The sequence below is a fragment of the Flavobacterium sp. KACC 22761 genome (genome assembly GCF_034058155.1).
GTDB lineage: Bacteria > Bacteroidota > Bacteroidia > Flavobacteriales > Flavobacteriaceae > Flavobacterium.
Genome location: NZ_CP139148.1, coordinates 4,400,886 through 4,419,847 on the forward strand (window position 1 = coordinate 4,400,886; position 18,962 = coordinate 4,419,847).

10 protein-coding genes are annotated in these 18,962 nt (G+C 35.8%); 7 read left to right on the plus strand and 3 right to left on the minus strand.

Features of this window, described 5'->3' with window-relative positions; translation table 11 throughout:
* Positions 1 to 48: 48 nt before the first annotated feature.
* Together SCB73_RS18740 and SCB73_RS18745 are read right to left on the minus strand one after the other, a co-directional pair.
* Positions 49 to 1,176, minus strand: a complete 1,128-nt coding sequence (locus SCB73_RS18740; protein ID WP_320567708.1) for a glycoside hydrolase family 10-like protein — start codon at positions 1,174 to 1,176, stop codon at positions 49 to 51.
* A gap of 458 nt (positions 1,177 to 1,634) precedes the next feature.
* Positions 1,635 to 2,861, minus strand: coding sequence for an ROK family protein (locus tag SCB73_RS18745; protein ID WP_132987988.1), 1,227 nt, complete (start codon positions 2,859 to 2,861; stop codon positions 1,635 to 1,637).
* 332 nt (positions 2,862 to 3,193) lie between these two features.
* Here SCB73_RS18745 and SCB73_RS18750 point away from each other — a divergent pair, with 332 nt between their 5' ends.
* Positions 3,194 to 4,450: a DUF3370 family protein gene (locus SCB73_RS18750; protein ID WP_320567709.1), complete on the plus strand. Its 1,257-nt coding sequence runs from the start codon at positions 3,194 to 3,196 to the stop codon at positions 4,448 to 4,450.
* Positions 4,451 to 4,547: 97 nt separating this feature from the next.
* Here the strand turns inward: SCB73_RS18750 and SCB73_RS18755 are convergent, their stop codons facing one another.
* Complete coding sequence (locus tag SCB73_RS18755; RefSeq protein ID WP_320570105.1) at positions 4,548 to 5,006, minus strand: RNA methyltransferase; 459 nt, start codon at positions 5,004 to 5,006, stop codon at positions 4,548 to 4,550.
* Positions 5,007 to 5,454: 448 nt separating this feature from the next.
* On the opposite strand from SCB73_RS18755, the gene SCB73_RS18760 reads away from it, so the two are divergent.
* The 6 genes from SCB73_RS18760 (at position 5,455) to SCB73_RS18785 (ending at position 18,819) form a co-directional block, all read left to right on the plus strand.
* On the plus strand, positions 5,455 to 6,915 hold the full coding sequence (locus SCB73_RS18760) for a sensor histidine kinase (protein WP_320567710.1): 1,461 nt from the start codon (positions 5,455 to 5,457) through the stop codon (positions 6,913 to 6,915).
* The gene (locus SCB73_RS18765) at positions 6,902 to 7,333 is read left to right on the plus strand and encodes a response regulator (RefSeq protein WP_320567711.1); all 432 of its coding nucleotides are present in this window, start codon (positions 6,902 to 6,904) and stop codon (positions 7,331 to 7,333) included. The genes SCB73_RS18760 and SCB73_RS18765 overlap by 14 nt, the downstream gene beginning before the upstream one ends.
* A 146-nt stretch (positions 7,334 to 7,479) precedes the next feature.
* Positions 7,480 to 13,854 (plus strand): HAMP domain-containing protein, encoded by a 6,375-nt coding sequence (locus SCB73_RS18770; RefSeq protein WP_320567712.1) that lies wholly within the window; start codon positions 7,480 to 7,482, stop codon positions 13,852 to 13,854.
* 8 nt (positions 13,855 to 13,862) lie between these two features.
* The gene (locus tag SCB73_RS18775; RefSeq protein WP_320567713.1) at positions 13,863 to 15,101 is read left to right on the plus strand and encodes a sensor histidine kinase; all 1,239 of its coding nucleotides are present in this window, start codon (positions 13,863 to 13,865) and stop codon (positions 15,099 to 15,101) included.
* Positions 15,102 to 15,244: 143 nt separating this feature from the next.
* A complete protein-coding gene (locus SCB73_RS18780) occupies positions 15,245 to 16,855 on the plus strand; it encodes a sensor histidine kinase (RefSeq protein WP_320567714.1) in 1,611 nt (536 codons plus the stop codon).
* A 14-nt stretch (positions 16,856 to 16,869) separates the two neighbouring features.
* Positions 16,870 to 18,819, plus strand: coding sequence for a sigma 54-interacting response regulator (locus SCB73_RS18785; RefSeq protein ID WP_320567715.1), 1,950 nt, complete (start codon positions 16,870 to 16,872; stop codon positions 18,817 to 18,819).
* Positions 18,820 to 18,962 lie beyond the last annotated feature (143 nt).

The window sequence follows — 18,962 nt, forward strand, 5'->3', positions numbered from 1 at the left end:
ATGGCTGTCGCTTTACAGCGATTTACTTCTTTGACATCCTTTGTCAATCTACTTTTTAGTATATTCTGTAGAAAAATATTCTGGAAAAGCTTTCAAACCTTCGTAGAAAAAGAAAGATTCTCCTTTTACTCCTAATTTTCTATTGACATCAATCATCTGATTTAAAAAATCAGGTTGCGGATTTACACCATTTACTTGAAGCAAAACTCCAGAGAAGAATTTATCTTTTTGATCTTTTTTAAGAAATTTCACTTGCTCCTCTAATGTTGTAGTGTAACTCTCAATTGTTTTTCTATAAACCTGCGGAATTACATAATCGCAATATCCTTTATCCAGCCAAGTTGGCCAATCTTGCAGATATTCTTCTTTTGCCCACGGATGGATGCTTGGCGCCATACTTACAATCAATTTAGGTTTGATTGCTTTTAATTCTTTATAAAGTTGGCCAAGAAAAACAGTCAGTTTATCTGCGCGCCAAGTTAGCCAGTCTGCATTTTTATAATCATCAGGAGGAAGATTCCCGTTGTGTTCTTTTTTATATAAAGCTACCGTATAAGTGTCGTAACCGCCAAGTGATGGCATTGCCGGCAAACGGTCGTCACCTTGAATTCCGTCAACATTATATTTTTTTACAACTTCTATAATCAATGATTTTACAAAATTCTGAACTTCTGGATCCATAGCGTTCATCCATTCAAAACCATTTTTTGTTACCAAGTTTCCTTTATTATCAATGGCTTTCCAGTTTGGGAATTTTTTCAGGATTGCACCGCCATTTTCACCATAAGAAGAAGCAAATCCAAATTCAAACCACGCATGCACTTTTATATTTGCCTTGTGTCCTGCATCAATCATTTCTTGTAATGGATCACGATCTCCAAAACGTTCCATAATTGGCTTTCCAAACAAATCTTTCATTATCTTACTTGGATACAAAGTAGTTCCTCTATTCCAAACGACCACATAAATATCTGTAATACCCGATTTTTTACAAAGCGCAACAGCCTCAATAATGTTTTCTTTTGAATCTAAAGCTTTTGAAGCAACATTAGTAACCCAAACTCCTTTTACAGGAGCAATTGGAGATTTGCCATTGATTGATGCCACATTGCTCGCACAGCAAAAAAGCGAAAACAATAAAATAGGTAATAAGGTAATTTTTAAGATATTCTGCATTGGTTTTGTTTTTTGGTTTGAGCAAATATATAAAATTTTACTAACCACAACTTAGTTATTAAAAAAATTTATTAATTAACATTTAGCTTATTTTCAGAAAGTTTTAGTAATATTCTACAAATCCTCAGCAAATACAGCCAATAAGACGCGAAAAGCATATTTGAAATATTTTTACTTTTTTATGGATATTTTTTTTTGAAAAGAAAATTATTCGCACAAAAAAACTTTGTTCCCACCCAAGAAGCAGATGGAATATTGAATGTTTAGCAATAAAATAGGCTGTATAATTTATTTCTAATTTGCTCAAAAGCAATGAGAAGCAAATAGATTTTGAAAAAAAATTTAAAAACAAAACCCAAGACTAAAAGAACTTTTACAAAAAGTGAATCGAGAGTTACAAAACAAAAAAAACTCTATAAAACAAATTATAGAGTTTTTAAAATCTTATGAAGAATTACTTATTTAAAAAAGGGAGAAAGCATCTTTTCTTTTACAATACAGCAAGCGCCAATTACGCCTACACGATGCCCGAGTGTTGATTTTTTTAATTTCATATCTCTATTTACCAAGCCCAGCGAATGCTTTTTAAGTGCCGACTGAATTGGCAAAAGCGCAAAATCTCCCAACTGTGAAAAATCTCCACCAATAACAAGAAGATCAGGATTAAAAATATTCAGCAAAATAGACAAATAACGTCCCATTTTTTCGCTTTGTCTTGTAACTAATTCGATACACAAACTGTCTTCCAGGTTAATGGCTCCAGAAATAATATCTAAATGCTGCAGATCTTCATTTTCATTGAGTTCAATTTTTGAATGCTTTCCTTCTTTTAACGCTTCTTTAAATTGTCGCACTAAAGACCAGCCCGAAATTTCAGTTTCAAGACAACCTAATTTACCGCATTGACAAATGATTTCATTTTCAAAAAGAGTACTATGTCCAAACTCGCCAGAATAACCGGATTTTCCATAATAAAGCTTTCCGTCGGTCATAATCCCGATAGCTACTCCCCAACTGTAATTCAAGAAAATTATATTTTGCTCATCGTCAACAACACCTTCGCAATATTCACCAAAAGCCATCGCACGTGTGTCATTTTCAAGATGAACCGGAAGACCCAATTGTTCAGATATAATTTCCGTCAAAGGCCTGTTTTCACTAAAGAAATAATTATAACTGAAACCTTCCATCGAATTGATTCGGCCAGAAAAGTTGATACAAATCCCGACAATTAATTTTTTCTCTACGGAGCTTTCTTCAATATAATTATTGATAAGCGCACAAAACTCCAACAAAGATTCTTGCGAATTTTTTAATGCAAATGGAACGCGCAAATCAAGGCTTATAAACTCATTCTTTATATTCTGCAATCCAATCGACATATGAGTTCGTCCGACCTCAACACCCAAGAAAAAAGCACAAGTTGGGTTGATACTATATAAAGAAGGTCTTCGTCCGCCGCTGTTGGTTATTTTTCCCATATCCACTACGGTGCCTTCCTGCAAGAGCTCATTGACCGCCTTAGTAACTGTAGGAACGCTGGATTGCAATTCAGAACTTATTTCTGCAATTGTTGCATTACCTGCAGAAAGTAATCGTTTTACAATTGACTGCCTGAGCATGTGCCACTTTTGCCCCGAAAGACTATTGTCTTTACTAATATCAAGTAAATCTTTTAAATTCATTTATCGTCGATTTTAACAAATTCTATTACAAACATAATTCATTTTTAACTTAACCGTTGCTTTTTTTATTACAAAAATCAAAAGGCAATCTTACACCTCAAAAGCAACACTTCTGGCGCTGTAGTCCGTAAAAAATATAAACCCAAAAAACATAATAAGAAAAAACATCTTAAAATTACAAGTTTTTTTATTTTACTCAAAGATTTAAAAAAAATATAAATTAAATACGAATTTAATATTAAATATTTTTAATAATTATATTAAAGATATTAATTTTTTGTTATTTTAGCCATCAACTAACTGATTGTCAAATCAATTAAATCTAACCAATTATGAAAACAAAAAAACTATTATGTTTTGTTATTACAGCAATTCTTACGTATGCTTGCTCAAGCGATGATTCTGCTGAAAAAACCGCCATTCAAAGCACAACAAAATCAAGTGCAAAAACAGCATTAGCTGTCAATTCGCTTGTTTCTTCAGACTGGACTTCAGGGACATTGTCAACTTCGATTGTTCCGCCTCAAAATTTGAAATTTTTAAGTGGAAATTTATCTGACAAGCAAATTTGGAAAAGCAACAATCCCGAAATTATAAAAGGAAATGGATGGCTGATGCAAAATGCTAGAGTTGATTCTAGCCGAGGCGGTTCTTCAAATCCGCTTTCTGGCACTTTTGGGGTTTATTTATTCCACATCAACCAATCAGGCGCTACAAAATACCTGCATGTTTTAGTCTCCAATCCACAAACTACCGCCCTAACCATTAGCGGAAAAGGATCAACTTATACCAATGCTGAAAAGCCATTAAACGGGAGCGCGACAGGACAAAGTTATTTTGTTTCGAAAGACTGGCTACAAAATACGCCTCGTACAACTTTCAGCAATGTGACTATTAATCCTTCTAAAGTTTATGAAGTGTACAAAGCAACATTGGCCAATAACAATATGGTTGATGGGTCATATGAAATTACGGCTTCACAAGGTGTTTATGTTTACACCGTCGTAACCTCAACTGGAAATATAAATGATGCTGTAACCGCCACTCAAACTGCTGCAGCAGGCGATATTTATACCGAAAGCACAAACGCTTACGGCAGAGAAGCTGGAATCTACACGCAATCGGGCTGGTCTGGAACTACAGATATCGATTTGCCTTCTGGACCATCATATATGGGATTGTGCTTAAATACGAGTTCGAAATTTGCGGTTGGCGGAGTTTATCTTCAAAATCAAAATGCGCCTTACTCCTATAAATTAAATGGAGCTTCACAAAATACTTACGGAAATTACGGCCATAAATACACCCTGACCTTAAAGCTGAATAACCCAAACAGTACGGCAAAAAATGTGTCGCTTACTTTTGCTTCTAACTTTACATCGGGAACAAATTCGCCTTCATTTACTTTCAACGGACCGCTTTATTTAAACGGAGCTCTGAAAAATATTTATACAACACCAACACAGCCAGCGCAAAATTTGGCCAATTGGAGCATTCCAGCAAATTCATTTTTTAATGCTACAATAACATTTTATGTTCCGGGATTAATTACAACCGGACAACAATTGATTTTAGAACAAACCAATTAAATCTAAATTATTTTGCCAGATACAAAATTCAAAACCATTTCTTGGCAAATGATGAGTTGTATCTGGCAAAAAAAAATAAGGATCTAAAATGATTGTTTTAAGAACGTGGCTTCGACAAGTTTCTGTCGTACATAACAATCGTTCCCGCCACGGCCACATTTAAACTTTTTTCCGATTTAAATTTTACTAAGTGATGGCATTTATCCATTGCTTTTTTGGATAAGCCATGATCTTCCGCTCCTAATAAATAGACACATCTTCTTGGATGTTCGAAAGTTTCTAGGTCAGATGCTCTTTCGGCTAATTCTACACCAACTAATCGTGCTCCTTTAGGCAAATTTTCAAAGAAAGCTTCAAAAGTTTCATAATGAAAATAAGGAATTGATTTTACGGCATCGTGTGTGTCACATGCTTGTTTTGCATATCGATTACCTATGATAAATATAAAAGTAGCGCCCATATTTTGAGCTGATCGCCACAAAACGCCTAAATTTTCGGGTGTTTTACCATTTTGTATTCCTATGCCAAAATATTCATTTACAAAGTTGTCATTCATAAAGGCAAAAGTACAAACTTTCGACATGAATTTATAAAACGCCTCCAAAAAACGCTTTGCATTCTTTTAAGGCCCCGCTTACTTTGGGTATCTACTTTAAATCAAAAATTTTTTTTTCTGTAAAAAAATCTAGTCTATCAATTCACAAAAAAACTCTAGTTCCTTCATCATCAAACATGTTGATGTTAATTATATAAATTTTTAGAAAAATTATATAAAAGAAAGGGAAGTCTTATTTCTTATTTTCATTGTAGCCTTAACACTAATCTTTTGACTTCAATGAAACACCTATACTTTTCGATAGTCTTTGCGCTATTTTTAATTTCAATTTCCAATTATAGTCCTTCTGTGAACTATAACTGCAAAAATTCTGCTCCCAATCACAAAGAAGCATTTATGCAATTTTAGAATTATTTATTCTTAACGGGTTTCTTTAAACAGAAAGACAATGAAATTATCAACTCAAATAATTTTGGCCTTTACGCTCATCATTTTGCTTTCTGCTGCAGATTCGTACAGCAATTACAGATTATCGCTTAAAGTCAATCAAAATTCCGAGTTTCTATCAAAATCTGAAGAAGTGATACGAAATTCAAACAAAACACACCGAGCTATTTTACAAATGCAAAGTGCTGTTAGAGGTTACTTACTCACCAATGATAGTACCTATTTGGCTCCTTATTACAGCGGAATTGAAAAAGTCCCAGGATTTATTGTAGAACAGCATACGCTTATTGACAGCAATACTATTCAGGCTTCTATCTTGGATTCTATAAGCATTCTTCATGCCGAATGGCTTTCCTATACATCTGAATTGATTCGAGCCAGAAAAGAAAATCCTAGCACATACATAAACCTCTTAGACACTAAACTTAAAAAACATATTAGCAAAAACATTAATGATTCAATCACAAAAAAATTTAAAAATTTTGAACGAATAGAATACAAAACCAGAGCACATCACAGTGAAATGTTGCTTCATAGCTTAACAAAAACAAGAACATATTCGTTGGTATTTTTAACCCTCACGGTTTTTGTTGGAATATGCAGTACGGCATACATCGTAATTATGATTACAAAACGAATAAATTCAATGGTTCGTGTAGCCGATACAATCTCAAAAGGACGCTTTACTATTGTTCAAGATTATAAAAATGATGAATTAAGCGCACTTGCTGCATCTTTAAACATCATGTCGCGCCGACTGGAAAAGAATATTCAGGAATTGGAAAACAAAAATGAAGAACTCAACAAATTTGCCTATGTAGTTTCACACGATTTAAAAGCGCCGTTGCGAGGCATTTACAATGTAATCAGCTGGATTGAAGAAGATTTATCTAGCGAACTCTCCCCTGCTTTAAAAAACTATCTGAGCATCATCCCAAAAAGGACACAGCGTATGGAAGCCCTTATTAATGGACTTTTAGAGTATGCACGATTAAATCGAAAGACAACTCCTGAATTTGTTGACACCAATATTCTTGTTCATGAAATCGCACAATCAATTGTTCCGAGGGAATTCACGCTTCAAATTATCAATCTGCCAGAACTTGTTACAGAACGTTTAAAACTGGAACAGGTTTTTTCGAATTTAATAAGTAATGCTGTCAAATACTCAAAACCTGAAAATCCAAGTATTGAAATAAGGTGCCAAAAAGTAGGCACTTTTTATGAATTTTCGGTTGCTGATAACGGTATTGGCATTGATCCGGAATATCATCAAAAAATATTTGAAATCTTCCAGACGCTGAGAGAAAAAAATGAAATGGAAAGTACTGGAGTTGGATTGGCAATTGTCAAAAAAATCATTGATGATCAAGGTGAAGAAATACATGTAGAATCAAAACTAGGCGAAGGAACCAAGTTTACTTTTACCTGGAGAAATAATAAAAAATATGAGAAAGCCTAATATTTTACTGGTAGAAGATGACGAACTTGATACGATTTCAGTAGAACGATCTTTAAAAAAATTGGAAATCCAATATGTTTTACATACTGCATACAATGGTCTTGAAGCGCTTCAAATGTTGAGAAAAGCAGAGGATCCGCTTGTCCCAGATGTTATTCTGCTCGATATCAATATGCCAAAAATGAACGGAATAGAATTTTTAAAAATTCTTAGAAAAGACGAAGATTTGAAAGATTTGAAGGTTTTCATTATGACAACTTCTTCCGAAGGAAGTGATCGTATGACTGCCGAAAAATTAGGAATCTCAGGATACATAATAAAACCGCTCAATTATACCGACAACACAAAACGACCTGATTCAATGGAAGCTTTTGTACAATTTCATCTGCGAAAGATTTTATTGAATGAAAACGCATAATAATTATGAGTTATGAATTATGAGTTAAAAACTAATAAACTCATCCCATAACCCATAACCCATAACCCATAACTCATAACTCATAACTCATAACCCATAACCCAAAATCACCAAAAACACAACCTTCAGCAAAAGAGTCACCAATTATGAAAAAAAATAAACCAACAGATAAGATCCCCAAAAATGAAGTAATGATCGCCTTGCCTGTCATTACAGATGAAAAAATATCCAATCGTAAAACCAAAAAAAGCAAAACAGAAGAATCAATTCTTAGTGACGCTGAATTTCTAAAAATTCTGCTCAAGGTAAAAAACGGTAATTTTTCACAACGTTTTCCAACGGATCAAGATGGCACCAAACGCGCTATTTGCGACACCTTGAATGAAATTATCGACTTGAACCAAAGAATGGTTTTTGAGTTTCAAAAGGTCGGGAAAAGCATTGGAAAACAAGGAAAATTAACCAATCGCGTTGTTCTTGACGGTGCGCGCGGTTCGTGGAGTTCTTGTGTGGATTCGGTAAATACTTTAATTTCAGATTTGGTTCACCCAACAATAGAAATTGCGCACGTAATTACTTCGGTTGCAAAAGGAAACCTTTCTCAAGAAATGCCTTTGTCTATTGAAGGAAATCCGTTGCAAGGGGAATTCCTTCGAATCGCAAAAGAGGTAAATGCCATGGTAAAACAGCTGAACCTTTTCTCGATGGAAGTTACACGTGTGGCGCGTGAGGTTGGTACCGAAGGAAAATTGGGTGGTCAGGCAAAAGTCCGAGGTGTTGGCGGCGTTTGGAAAGATTTGACCGATTCTGTAAACAAAATGGCGTCCAATTTAACTGGACAGGTTCGTAACATTGCCGATGTAACAACAGCAGTAGCAAAAGGCGATTTATCAAAAAAAATTACTGTTGACGTAAAAGGAGAAATTCAGGAATTAAAAAACACCATCAATACCATGGTGGATCAGCTGAATTCGTTTTCTTCTGAGGTAACGCGTGTGGCACGTGAGGTTGGTACTGAAGGAAAACTTGGTGGACAAGCGCAGGTTAAAGGTGTTGGTGGAACATGGAAAGATTTGACCGATTCAGTAAATCAAATGGCTTCTAACCTTACTGGACAAGTTCGAAATATTGCCGATGTAACAACCGCGGTGGCTAAAGGGGATCTTTCGAAAAAAATTACCGTTGACGTAAAAGGAGAAATCCTGGAACTAAAAGACACCATTAATACCATGGTGGATCAGCTGAATTCCTTTTCTTCTGAGGTAACGCGTGTGGCACGTGAGGTTGGTTCTGAAGGAAAATTGGGCGGTCAAGCACGTGTTCGTGGTGTTGGTGGTGTTTGGAAAGATTTAACGGATTCAGTAAACCAAATGGCATCGAATTTAACTGGTCAAGTAAGAAATATCGCCGAAGTAACTACCGCCGTCGCAAAAGGCGATTTATCTAAAAAGATTACTGTAAACGTTGAAGGCGAAATCCTCGAATTAAAAAATACCATCAATACCATGGTGGATCAGCTGAACTCTTTTGGGGCCGAGGTAACTCGTGTGGCGCGTGAAGTGGGTTCTGAAGGAAAACTCGGCGGTCAGGCAAAAGTAAAAGGTGTTGGTGGAACTTGGAAAGATTTAACAGATTCCGTTAACCAGATGGCATCCAACTTAACCGGACAAGTACGTAATATCGCCGAAGTTACCACGGCCGTAGCAAATGGCGATTTATCGAAAAAAATTACAGCCGTCGCCGAGGGAGAAATTTTGGAATTGAAAAAAACCATCAATACCATGGTGGATCAGCTGAACTCCTTCTCTTCTGAAGTAACACGTGTGGCGCTTGAGGTAGGTACCGAAGGGAAATTGGGAGGCCAGGCAAAAGTAAAAGGTGTCGGAGGAACTTGGAAAGATTTAACGGATTCAGTGAATCAAATGGCATCCAACCTAACTGGACAAGTTAGAAATATTGCCGAGGTAACAACTGCCGTAGCAAAAGGCGATTTATCACGCCAAATTACGGTAGATACCAAAGGAGAAATCTTAGAGCTGAAAAACACGATTAACACGATGGTAGGTCAGCTAAACTCTTTTGCATCTGAGGTAACCCGTGTGGCGCGTGAGGTTGGAACAGAGGGAAAACTGGGCGGACAAGCGCAAGTTGAAGGTGTCGGCGGAACGTGGAAAGATTTGACGGATTCGGTGAATCAAATGGCATCCAACTTAACCGGACAAGTTCGTAATATTGCCGAAGTTACGACTGCCGTAGCAAAAGGAGATTTATCACTCCAAATTACGGTTGATGTAAAAGGAGAAATCTTAGAGTTAAAAAACACCATCAACACAATGGTGGATCAGCTTCGAGGTTTTGCTTCGGAAGTTACGAGGGTTTCGCGAGAAGTAGGAACTGAAGGAAAACTCGGTGGTCAAGCCAACGTACCGGGAGTTGCAGGAACTTGGAAAGATTTGACCGATTCAGTGAACCAAATGGCAGGAAACCTTACCGCGCAGGTACGTAATATCGCCGATGTAGCGATTGCCGTTGCCAACGGAGATATGTCTCGAAAAATTACGGTAGACGTTCGCGGAGAGATTCTTCAATTAAAAGAAACCTTAAATACGATGGTGGATCAGCTTCGTGAGTTTGCTTCTGAGGTAACTCGTGTGGCGCGTGAAGTGGGTACCGAAGGAAAGTTGGGCGGACAAGCAAACGTACCCGGTGTTGCCGGAACATGGAAAGATTTGACCGATTCGGTGAATCAAATGGCAGGTAACTTAACCACTCAGGTTCGTAATATTGCCGAAGTTACGATTGCCGTTGCGAATGGAGATATGTCCAAAAAAATCACGGCAGACGTTCGTGGCGAGATTCTGCAATTAAAAGAAACCGTAAATACAATGGTAGATCAGCTTCGTGCTTTTGCTTCTGAGGTAACTCGTGTGGCGCGTGAGGTTGGTACCGATGGAAAACTGGGTGGACAAGCTTTCGTTCCCGGAGTTGCCGGAACATGGAAAGATTTGACCGATTCGGTGAACCAAATGGCATCGAACTTAACAGGACAAGTACGTAATATTGCTGATGTAACAAAAGCCGTGGCAAATGGCGACCTCTCCAAACAAATTACCGTTGACGTAAAAGGAGAAATTCTGGATTTGAAAAACACTTTCAACACGATGGTGGAACAGTTGAATTCCTTTTCTTCGGAAGTTACCCGTGTAGCGCGTGAGGTTGGAACCGAAGGAAAACTCGGAGGGCAATCGGAAGTAAAAGGTGTTGCAGGAACTTGGAAAGATTTGACGGATTCGGTTAACGTTATGGCTTCGAATCTAACAGGTCAAGTTCGTGGAATTGCAAAGGTTGTAACATCGGTAGCGAAAGGAAATCTGAAACAAAAATTATCTATTGATGCAAAAGGTGAAGTAGCACAACTTACCGACACTATTAATGAAATGATTGACACGCTGGCAACTTTCTCCGATCAGGTTACAACCGTTGCCCGTGAAGTTGGTGCCGAAGGAAAACTGGGCGGTCAGGCAAACGTTCCTGGAGCATCAGGAACATGGAAAAACTTGACGGAAAACGTAAATCAATTAGCAGCGAATCTTACCACTCAAGTGCGTGCTATTTCTGAGGTTGCTTCGGCGGTAACACAAGGGGATTTAACACGAACAATTGGTGTTGAAGCAAAAGGTGAAGTTGAAGCACTTAAAGATACTATTAATCAAATGATTTCAAATCTTAAAGCTACTACTTTACGTAATCAGGAACAGGATTGGCTGAAATCGAATTTAGCTAAGTTTACACAAATGCTTCAAGGGCAAAAAGAGCTGAATGCGGTTACCAAAAAAATCCTTTCTGAGCTTGCGGCAGTCGTTACAGCGCAACATGGACTTTTCTATATTTTAGAAGAAGGTGAAGATTTTATGGATTCAAAACTGAATTTAATTGCTTCTTATGCTTACATTAAAAGAAAAGATTCCATCACGCAATACGCAATGGGCGAAGGACTTATTGGTCAAGTTGCCATTGAAAAAGAGCGAATCATTTTGAGCAATGTCCCAAAAGATTATATCCGAATCAATTCCGGACTTGGTGATGCGAAGCCAAAAGACGTCATTATTCTTCCGGTTTTATTCGAAGGCCGACTTAAAGCTGTTATTGAATTGGCTTCCCTTGATACCTTTAGCCAGACGCACTTAGATTTTCTTGAAGGATTGACAGAAAGTATCGGAATTGTATTGAATACGATTGAATCGAATTCAAGAACAGAGGAATTGTTAGTTCAGTCACAATCATTGGCAAACGAGCTGAAAAGTCAACAAGAAGTATTAAAAAATACCAATGAGGAACTAGAAGAAAAAGCCATTTTATTGGCCAATCAAAAAGAAGAAGTGGAGCTCAAAAATCAGGAAGTCGAGGTTGCTAGAAAAGCATTGGAAGAAAAAGCAGATCAGCTTACTTTGACATCCAAATACAAATCGGAATTCTTGGCAAATATGTCTCACGAATTAAGAACGCCGCTAAATAGTTTGCAAATTTTGGCTAACGAATTAATTGCCAATCGCGACGGAAATTTATCTGAAAAACAAATTCAGTTTGCTAAAACTATCAATTCTTGCGGAGACGATTTAATTCAGTTAATTAACGATATTTTGGATCTTTCCAAAATTGAATCCGGTTATATTTCTGTCGATTACAATCCGATTAGTTTTGCCGAAATTAGCCGATTTGTGGAATCTACCTTCAACCCTATTTCGCAAGCAAAACATCTTGATTTTGAAATCTTGATGGATGACAATCTTCCGGAATTAATGGAAACCGATTCACAGCGATTAAATCAAATTTTGAAAAATCTGTTATCCAATTCATTCAAATTCACTGAAAAAGGCCAAGTTCGATTAAATATTTACAAGGCTGATAATAATTGGAAAACAAAAAATATAAATCTGGAAAATGCTGAAGCCGTTGTGGCTTTTGAAATTTCGGATACTGGAATCGGAATTTCGAAAGAAAAACAAAACATCATTTTTGAAGCTTTCCAACAAGCCGAAGGATCAACAAGCCGTAAATATGGAGGAACCGGTTTAGGCTTATCTATCAGCCGTGGGCTTTCTGATTTATTAGGCGGAAGTATTGAATTGGAAAGTGATACCAATATTGGAAGCAAATTCACTTTGTTTTTACCTTTAAAATTTGTTCACGTACCCGAAATTGAAGATATAAATGTAACTGAAGAACCTAATGTCCTTCATGCTGGAAAAAGTCGTTTAAAATCGCTTCCTTCTTCAAGTTTTAATAAATCAGATGTTGATTTGTATTTTGTTGATGAAGTTGGCGACGACCGCGCCAATATTAAGCCAGATGACAAAATCCTATTGATTGCTGAAGACAATATAACTTTTGCCAAAATTTTATTAGAAAGAGCCCATCAGTATGATATTAAAGCTGTTGTCACGACAAAAGGAAATGATGTAGTTGATTATATTAATCAATTTCAACCTCACGCCATAACTATGGACCTAAACATGCCTGATACAAGTGGATGGAAAATTCTGGATCGCCTGAAAACCGATTTTACGCTTCGACACATTCCGGTATATATTATTTCCGGAGAAGATGAAAGAAATAAAGGCTTGAAACGTGGCGCAAGAAACTTTCTAGTAAAACCGGTAAAAAATGATTTGTTGACTGCAATGTTTAATGATATTCACGATTTCAAAAACAAAAAAGAAAAAAATCTTCTTATTGTTGATGATAATCCAATGGATTTAAAACGAATTGTTGAAGCAGTGAAAGGAGATGACATTTCAATTTCGACAGCGCTTACAGCAAAAGATGCCGTCGAATTGATCAAAGAAAAGTCATTTGATTGTATTATTCTCGATTTGGTTCTTCCAGATGCAGATGGATTGGATTTAATCAATGATTTAGAAAACAACATTAATGGACAAGAAACCGCTATCATTATTCATTCTGCCGGCGATGTCAACAAAAAGCAAAAAAGCAAATTAAGCCGATTTGCACACAGCATTATAGCTAAAAGCGCTGTTTCGATCGACGAATTAGTAGATCAGACTGCCCTATTCTTGCATCGTGTGCATAAAGATTTGCCGGAACAAATGAGGGAACAAATTGAAACCTATTATTTAAAAGAAGACGTTTTAATCAACAAAAAAGTACTTCTGGTTGATGACGATGTCCGAAATTTATTTGCTTTGACTACGGCCTTAGAGCGCTTTGGACTTGATGTAATCAGTGCTGAAAGTGGTCATGAAGCCATCGAAATTTTGAACCAGAATACCAAAATGGATATTGTTTTAATGGATATCATGATGCCCGAATTAGATGGATATGAGACGATGAAAATCATTCGAAAAAATGCAAAACACAAAGATTTGACCATTATTGCCGTTACTGCAAAAGCCATGAAAGGAGACCGACAAAGATGTATTGAGTCTGGAGCTTCTGATTATATTACCAAACCGGTTAATGTCGAACAATTGTCTTCATTAATGAGGGTTTGGCTCAAATAATATTTTAAATGAAAAACATCATGGAAAAATCTTCTGTTAAAATATTATTAGTTGATGACAAAAAGGAAAATCTGCTTTCTTTACAAGTCATTCTTGCTGATCGTAGCTATCAATTTGTTGAGGCCACATCAGGAAAAGATGCTCTGCGGATTCTTTTGAAAAGCCAAGATTTTGCGATTATTCTAATGGATGTACAAATGCCTTTGATGGACGGATTTGAAACTGCCGAACTTATCAGGCAAAGCGACAAACTCAAACACGTGCCCATTATTTTCCTGACTGCCAATATGAATACGTCCGATTATATTTTTAAAGGATACCAATCAGGCGCAGTGGATTATATGATAAAACCATTATCTGCCGAAATACTTCAGGCAAAAGTGATGGTTTTTACTGAATTGTATAAAAAAACTCGCGAATTACAGCTTAAAGAAGAAGAAACAAGTGCGCTGAATGCGAAAATTACAAAAGCCAATGACGATTTGGCGGCACAATATCTTGCCATTGAAAAATATGCAAACGAATTAAAAAGAAAAAATAGCGAATTAGATGCTTTTACGCACATTTCAAGTCATGATCTTCAAGAACCATTGCGAAAAATCCAAACTTTTTCAAATATTATTCTAGCAAAAGAGTACGAAAATTTAAGCCCTGACGGACGATTAAAATTTGATCGGATTTTGTATTCAACCAATCGAATGCGTGAATTGATTAATGACCTTTTGGCTTTTTCAAGAACAAATGTCATTGATCGGATTTATGAAAACACTGATCTTGAATCGATTGTCGATAATGTAAAAGAAGCTTTAAAAGAAAACATCAAAGAAAAAAATGCGCAAATCATCACTAATTTGCACGGAAGAATCAATATCATTCCGTTTTTGTTTATTCAGCTTCTTGAGAATTTGATCAACAATTCGCTGAAATTTTCCCAAAAGGAAATTCCGCTGGAAATTGAAATCAAAAGCCGTATTGCAACCGGAAAAGATTTGCATAATGATAAATTGGTTCCGCTTGAAAATTACTGCCACATCAGTTTTCGGGATAATGGAATAGGTTTTGAACCCGAGCACAGCGAAAAGATATTTGGCGTTTTTCAAAGATTGCATAGCCGAGATATTTATGATGGAACCGGAATTGGTCTGGCCATTGTCAAAAAAATAGTTGAAAATCATAACGGGATAATAATTGCAAGTTCACAGCCTATGCAAGGCGCCACTTTCGACATTTATATTCCGCAATCCTAATTTGCATCTTTTCTAATATTCGATTTAAAAGCTAAATTTATCTGATTGCCGACGATATTTCGTCGGCAATCAATTTTGTGATAATTTAAGCGTAGGTACATAATTATCAATACCTTCGTATAGCAAGTTTAATTCTACGAAAGATGTTTTCTAACCAAACAAAAGCTGTTTTGTTTCTCCTTGTTTTAATTACAATTGGAGACTTACATGCATTGACTCTTTTAAAAAATGAAAAACAAATTGAAACAGCAGAAAAAAGCCTTCCAACAAACCAATACCACAAAGAAAAAGAAACTCCATATAACGAACAGCAAGTAAAAAAAGCGGAAAGAGAATTACCACTCTTACCAGAAAACATCGATAAAATCAAAATTCTACTGAAAGTAAGCGACTGGTATGAAGCTTCTTATAACAACCCAAAAACATTAGAAAAAGCATTTGAATATGGAGAACAGGCGCTTAAAATAAGCTTGTCGCTTCATTCCAATATTTATATTGGCAAATGCTATTTGCAACTTTCTATGGTGAGCGAGTTGCGAAACAACAATAAAATGATTGAAGTCTTCGCGAGAAAAGCAATTGAAGCACTAAGCAAAACAAATGACTTAGATGATTTGGCCGAATCATGGGTTAAAGTTTGGTCTTCAAAAATGCGAACTAATGCCCCTATAACGCTAAGACTAGATCCCATTTTCAAAGCTGTCGCTATATTTGAAAAAGCTGGAAATAATAAAAGAACTGGTGACTGCTATAGAGAAATTAGCGAATTGTATTTTTCTTCTTCTGATTTCAACAACTCTCTAAATTATCTCAAAAAAGCAATATTTTATTATAGAGCCGCACATCTTAAAGAAGAAGCTATTTATCCGATTTCAACAAGACTTAATATTATTTATGAAGCCGAAAAAAGAAATAGAGACATTATCAAACTAAGAAACAAAAATCATTTGCAACAAAGCAAACTTAATAATGAGGCGATTTTACGCAACTCAATGATAACTTTTCTGGTGCTCTTGCTCATCATTCTTGGATTGCTTTATAAAAGTTTTATGTTTAAGAAAAAAACCAATAAAGTACTTGAAACGCAACAAAACGAGATCAATAAAAAAAATACTACACTGCAAAATCTGTTAGTTGAAAAAGAATGGCTCTTGCGCGAAATTCATCACCGAGTAAAAAATAATCTGCATATGGTTGTTGGCTTATTAGCAAGCCAAGTTGAATTCTTAAAAACTCCAGAAGCCGTTCAGGCTATTAATGACAGTCAGAACAGAATTCAGACGATGTCCTTAATTCATCAAAAATTATATCAATCGGAGAATTTATCGTTGATAGAAATGTCATCTTATATTTTTGAATTGACAGAATATTTAAAAGATTCTTTTGAAATACAAAACAACATTCGGTTTATATTAGATGTTGACAATTTTAATCTTCCTCTCTCACATTCTATTCCCATCGGACTTATTTTTAATGAAGCCGTGACAAATGCCATAAAATATGCCTTTCCAAATCAAGAAAAAGGCATCATCAACATTTCCCTTAAAAAAAATGACGATCACAATTACATCCTAATTATTCGTGACAATGGTATTGGGCTTCCACCCGATTTTGATCCTTATAACAATCCTTCCTTAGGCATAAAACTGATGCATGGTTTAGCCGCGGATATCGAAGGAAAGTTTTTAATAACAAATGCAGACGGTACCAAAATAACTTTGGAATTTACTGTTAATGAAAATAATCTTAATTAATTTAATTCTATAAAATGGCAAAACCACTAAAAATACTTATTGTTGAAGATCAGTTTGTAGAAGCAAATCATTTGCGTTTGATGCTGAAAAAGGCAGGACATTCGATTACAGGAATGGCGCGATCAGTTTCAGATGCCAAATATTATATTGCTCAGGAAAAACCCGAATTGGTTCTTCTAGACATTTTCCTTTTGGGGAAAGAAACGGGCATTGATCTTGCCGAAATACTCAGGGAAAATAATATTCCTTTTATTTACCTTTCTGCCAATTCTAATGAAGAAGTTCTCAATAAGGCGAAACTGACGCATCCTTATGGATTTTTGGTAAAACCCTTTCGCGAAAAAGATTTGTTGATTACGATTGAAATCGCTGAATATCATCAAGAACACGGAATCGAATCATCGATCAGAAAAGAGCTTTTATTTCAGAAACAATTAAAATCAATAGTCAAAAAAAGTGGCACTTGGGATGATCGTGTTTTGAATATTGTCACTTCTTTACAATCTCTTATATCTTTTGATCTTGTAATGGCTGTTTTTTATATTGATGGCAAATTATCCAATCGCGTTTTAGGATATGCCAGAACCGGTTTGCACGAATATCAAAAAATCGGAATTGAGGAATTGCAAAATATCACAGCTTTAAAAGAATCTGAAATCAATGAATTAAGAAACAAAAGCAAAGTCGAAACTGATGCAACATTCTATAACGATGATGATTTCGTTAAAATATGCGAAAAAACGCCGATCAAAAAAATGATTGCCAATTCAATGAATATGAAGTCCAATTTGATGCTTCCTGTTCCGTTGTCGCTTAATGAAAATGGCGGACTGTATTTGTCTTTTTTTAGCAGGCAATCTACCAATTATAATAAAAATCATTTGAAGTTGTGCGACAGGCTTCAAGAACCTTTAATTTATGCAATTGAAAATTTAATTCATGCTGATAAAAAATTAGATCAAAAAAATACTTCAGCTGTAAATCACAATACTGGAAAAAACACAAAAATATCCGGATTCGAATCCATCGTTGGCAAGAGTCCAATGCTTTTAAAATTATTCGATCATATCATACAAGTTGCGCCAGCAGACACAACTGTTTTGATTACTGGCGAAAGTGGTACAGGAAAAGAAAGTATTGCCAATAGTATTCAGCAATTATCTGGCAAAAAAAATGGTCCATTCATAAAAATCAATTGTTCTGCGTTACCGCCAAGCCTAATTGAATCAGAATTATTTGGCCATGAAAAAGGATCTTTTACAGGCGCAACCGAAAAACGAATTGGCAAATTTGAGCAAGCCAACAATGGCACTTTGTTTTTAGATGAAATTGGTGATATGCCTTTAGAAATGCAAGCAAAATTGCTTCGCGCGATTCAGGAAAAGGAAATTGAACGCGTTGGTGGAAATCTTCCCATAAAAGTAAATGTTCGAATAATTGCAGCAACAAATTGCAATCTTGAAAAAGAAGTGGCAGAAGGGCGTTTCCGACTTGATTTGTACTATCGTTTAAATGTATTTCCAATCCAAATGCCACCATTACGAGAACGAAAAGAAGATATAGGACTTCTTGCCCGCCATTTTATTGCAGTATATAGCGCCAAAACGGGGAAAAATGTACGGGAAATATCAGAAACCGCCTTAAAAAGTCTTTTAGCTTATCACTGGCCGGGAAACATTCGCGAACTTGAAAATCTTATTGAAAGAAGTATTCTTTTGGCCAAAACAGATACAATCGAACATATTCCGCTTCCCGCTTTTGATGAAATCAAAGTAAACAACAAATCAAACGAATGGTACTTCAAAACCATTCAAGAAAATGAAAGAGAACATATTATCAATGTTTTGGAAAAATGCAACGGAAGAATCAGAGGTGCCGGTGGCGCTTCGGAAATATTGGGGCTTCCTCCTACTACATTAGCGTCAAGAATGCAAAAATTAGGAATTAAGAGAAGTCATTTTTAATTGTGAATGGTAAATTATGAATTGTTAATTACCTAGTTTTTATTTCAAATTCAAAAATTCATAATTCATAACACATAATTCATAACTCATAATTAAAAAAGACGATATTAAGTTGCAGTTTTTTCGTTTTTTAACGATATATA